This is a genomic window from Corallococcus sp. CA047B, assembly GCF_003612065.1.
In the GTDB taxonomy this organism is placed as follows: domain Bacteria; phylum Myxococcota; class Myxococcia; order Myxococcales; family Myxococcaceae; genus Corallococcus; species Corallococcus praedator.
Window position 1 is genome coordinate 1 of sequence record NZ_RAWD01000520.1, and the last position, 4069, is coordinate 4069.

Annotated in this window: 3 protein-coding genes; 2 read left to right on the forward strand and 1 reads right to left on the reverse strand. The window is 73.1% G+C overall.

Annotated elements, in window-relative coordinates:
- Both D7X74_RS44670 and D7X74_RS40250 read left to right on the forward strand, forming a co-directional pair.
- A partial coding sequence (locus D7X74_RS44670) for a cupin domain-containing protein (RefSeq protein ID WP_233602461.1) occupies nt 1-440 on the forward strand: 440 nt, incomplete at its 5' end.
- 173 nt (nt 441-613) lie between these two features.
- The gene (locus D7X74_RS40250) at nt 614-1513 is read left to right on the forward strand and encodes an MBL fold metallo-hydrolase (RefSeq protein WP_120538231.1); all 900 of its coding nucleotides are present in this window, start codon (nt 614-616) and stop codon (nt 1511-1513) included.
- 10 nt (nt 1514-1523) lie between these two features.
- Here the strand turns inward: D7X74_RS40250 and D7X74_RS40255 are convergent, their stop codons facing one another.
- Nucleotides 1524-3794 carry an ATP-binding protein gene (locus D7X74_RS40255; RefSeq protein WP_120538232.1) on the reverse strand — a complete coding sequence of 757 codons (2271 nt, stop codon included), beginning with the start codon at nt 3792-3794 and terminating at the stop codon, nt 1524-1526.
- Between the last annotated feature and the right edge of the window lie 275 nt (nt 3795-4069).

Below are 4069 nucleotides of genomic sequence, written 5' to 3' on the forward strand. Positions count from 1 at the left end.
CCCTTGGAGGCCGTCCTCCCCGTTGGGACTCACGCCGCCGCGGCACCGTGGCCGTCCCCGCCGAGGCCCCGGCACCGTCTCCTGGTGACGCCCTGCCGCCCCCGATGGAGAAGGTGAACCTGGCCCAGGCCTTCACCCACCTGTCCGGCCCGGACACCCCCCAGCCCGTGGGAATGCTCCATGGGCAGCCGGTGCACCTGGTGCGCCTGACGGGCAGCGGGCCCTGGTGCCAGCACGCGACCGGGGATGCGTTGTTCTTCGTCACCCGGGGCCACCTGCGGGTGGAGTCGCGCGAACGCTCCGTGGACCTGGAGGCAGGCGAGCTGCTCATCGTCCCGCGCGGCGTCGAACACCGCTCCGTCACCGCCTCCGAGGCCCTGGTGCTGATGTCGGCGCCGCCGCGGGGCACGGAGGACGCCGGGCAGTCCCCGCCACTCTGAAGGTCGGCCCCCTCACCTTCCGGGCAGGCGAGCCCCCGTCCCTTCGGGGTCGTGGTGATTCCTCCCAGCCGGGCCACGGCGCACTTTTGCCCTGAACGAACGGATGGCGGTCCCCTCGGGCCTGGTGTCGGAGGGCCGGATTTCCGCCACGGTCACGAGGAGCGGGAGCCGCCATGCGCATCCACCACCTGAACTGCACCACGATGTGTCCGCCCGGTCGGCGGCTCATGGACGGACGGCGCGGCTTCACCGGCCCGGCGGCGCTCACCTGCCACTGCCTGCTGGTGGAGACGGCTCGCGGCCTGGTGCTGGTGGACACCGGCTTCGGCCTCAATGACGTGTATGCGCCCCGCGAGCGGCTCAGTGGCCTGTTCCGCGACGTGCTGTGCCGGCCCGCCCTGGCGGAGGAGGCCACCGCCGTGCGCCAGATTGAACGGCTGGGCTTCCAGGCCAGCGACGTGCGCGACATCGTCCTCACGCACCTGGACTTCGACCACGCGGGCGGCCTGGACGACTTCCCCCATGCACGCGTGCACGTGCTGGCGGAGGAGTACCGCGTGGCCACCGCGCAGCGCTCCTGGCTGGACCGCGCGCGCTTCCGTCCCCAGCAGTGGGCACAGGAGCGGCGCTGGGAGACCTACGCCGCCTCCCAGGGTGAAGGCTGGTTCGGCTTCGACTGCGTGCGCGAGCTCTCCGGGCTGCCGCCGGAGATTTTGCTGGTGCCGCTGACGGGCCACACGCTGGGACACGCGGGCGTGGCCATCGACACGGGGGAGGAGTGGCTGCTGCACGCGGGCGACGCGTACTTCCACCACGGGGAGATGGACCTGGACCGCTACCGGTGCACCGTCGGCCTGCGCGCCTACCAGAAGCTGATGCAGAAGGACGGGTGGATGCGCTGGTACAACCTGCGCCGCCTGCGCGAGCTGGTGCAGCGCCACGGCGAACAGGTGAAGGTGTTCTGCGCGCACGACCCGCTAGAGTTCGAGCGCCTGGAGGAGCGCGAGAAGCTGCCCGACGACTTCCCCATCCGCCCCGGCCTCGTCGCCCCCGTGCCCTCGCTGCACCTGTAATGGACGGGCGTCACTGGAGCAGGTCCGGCTCCGGCGCCAACGGCTCCTCCACGAACCGGGGCACGCGCGGCAGGTCCACGGTGAAGGTCGAGCCCTGCCCCGGGATGCTGTCCAGGCGGATGAGGCCCCCGTGCGCCTCCACCAGCTGGCGCACGATGTAGAGGCCCAGGCCATAGCCCAGCTCGACCTTCGCGGAGGGCTCGCGCTCGAAGCGCTCGAAGACGCGGCGCTGGGCCTCCGGCGCGATGCCCACACCCTCGTCGCGCACGGTGAGCCGCACGTGCGCGTCGTCCAGCGCCGCCACCCGCACCCGCACGGGGTGACCCCGGCCGAACTTCAGCGCATTGGAGATGAGGTTCGTCAGCACCCGGTCCAGGCGGATCCGGTCCCAGTGGCCCACCTGTCCCTCCTCCACGTCCAGCGTCAGGAGGCTCCCCGCCTGCGCGGCGGTCTCCGCGAAGCGCTCCACCACCTCGCGCGCCAGCTCCCCCAGGTCCATGGGCGCCGCGTCCAGCAGCCGCTTGTCGGAGGACAGCCGCGACAGGTCCAGCAGGTCGTGCAGCAATTGCCCCAGCCGCTGCGCCTGACCGCGCGCCGCCACCAATCCCTTTCGCACCCCGTCGTCGTCGTCGTTGGCGTGGGCGCGCTGCACCTTGTTCAACAGCAATTGCAGCGCTTGCAAGGGATTGCCCAGGTCGTGCGCGGTGACGGAGATGAGGTCCACCGCCTCGCGCGCCTCGCGCAAGAGCCGCGTGTTGTCCAAGGCCAGCGCCGCGCGTCCGGCCAGCTCCTCCACCAGCACCTGGTCCGCCTGGGTGAAGCGGCGGTGTCCCCGGGCCGTCATCAACACGAACACGCCCAGCGTCCGGCTGCCCGCGCGCAGCGGCACCGCCAGCGAGGACCCGATGCCCAGCCGGTCGATGAGCACCCGGTGCGCGGGACTCTCCGAGGAGTCCTCCAGGTCGTCCACGCCCACGTCCACGTCCAGGCGCGAGCGCCCGGTGCGCATCACGGACCAGATGGTGGGCGGCATGCCCGCGCGCGGGGGGAAGCGCCGCAAGGCCTCCCACAGGCTCTCCTCGCGCTCGGGCCGCACGTGCGTCACGGCCCGGGGCCGCAGCTCCCCCGCGGGCGTGAGCAGGTAGAGGATGCAGCCATCCGCCACCTCCGGCACCAGCAGCCGGGCCAGCTCCGCCACCGTCAGGTCCGGATCCAACGACTGGTGGAAGACGCGCCCGGCCTCCGCGAGCAGCTCCTGCATCCGCTCCGAGCGCCGCTGTTCGGTGATGTCGCGCGTCACCACCGCGAAGCCCTGCGGCGTGCCCTCCTCGTCGCGCAGCGCGGTGATGGACACCTCCGCCCGGAAGCGCGAGCCGTCCTTTCGCTGTCGCCAGCCCTCCGAGCGCAGCCGCCCGTCCTTCAGCGCGCGCGACAGGTCGCGTTCCGCCTGGCCCGCGGCGGCGTCCTCGGAGGTGTAGAAGGTGGAGGCCGGGCGCCCCAGGATCTCCGCCTCGCTCCAGCCCTTCATGCGCTCGGCGCCCGGGTTCCAACTGGCCACCCGGCCGCGCGCGTCGAGCAGCACCAGGGCGTAGTCGCGCACGCCCTCCACCAGCGCCTGGAAGCGGTGCGCGCTGGCCTGGGCCTCGCGCTTGAGCGGGTGCAGCCGGCGGTGGAGCACCCACGCCAGCGCCGCCGCCACGCCCAGGCCCAGGACCGATACCAGCAGCAGCAGGCCCAGCTCCCACCGGTCCGCCACCACCGCCGCCTGGCTGTCGTCGCGCAGCCCCGCCTGCACCCTCTTCTCCAACTGGGCCTGGGCCTCGCGCACCCGCCCATGGGCCCGCGCCAGGCGCTCGCGGGCCGCCTCCTTCTCCAGGACGGGGGACGTGGACGTGTCGCGCAGGGCGTGGAGGGCGGCTTCGTGCCCCTGCTCGGCCCGCCACACCTCATCCACCAGCGCCTGGACCTCGGGGTCGGACAACCGCTCGCGCAGCCGTCCAGCGGTGTCCAGGAAGCGCTGGCGGGGCAGCGCCGTATCCTGGGAGAGGGAGCGCCCGCCCGCCAGCAGCGCGCTGTTGGCCAGGGAGACCTTGTCGCCGAAGGCCCGCCCCAGTTGCTCCACCTCGAACAGGTCCATGGAGCGCTCCGTCACCCGCGCCTTCGAGGAGGCCCGGATCATCACCACCGCCCCCAGGATGACCGCCACCAGCACGAACGCCACCGCGAGGCTCGCCCCGAGCCCCCATCCGTCTTCCTGTCCGAAGCGTCTGGGACGAGCCATGGGTGTCCCTTCCCCGCCGGACGCGTCCTTGCCCTTTCGCGCCCGCGTCCGTTCACGGTGGGGACTTCGCCCCATGGCGCCCACCCCCCTCGCTGGCCTGCCCGGTGTCCACCAGTGCGCGCGCCGCCACCCGGCGGGAGGGGACAGTGACGCCTTTCCAACCGCTGGCGGCCCTTCGGGGCTTGCCACCGCTTCGCGGGGACGTGCCCCGCTCCCACCCTGACTGACAGGGTCCGGGGCACGGGACTTCACGGGCGGCGGGGACGGGGCATGGG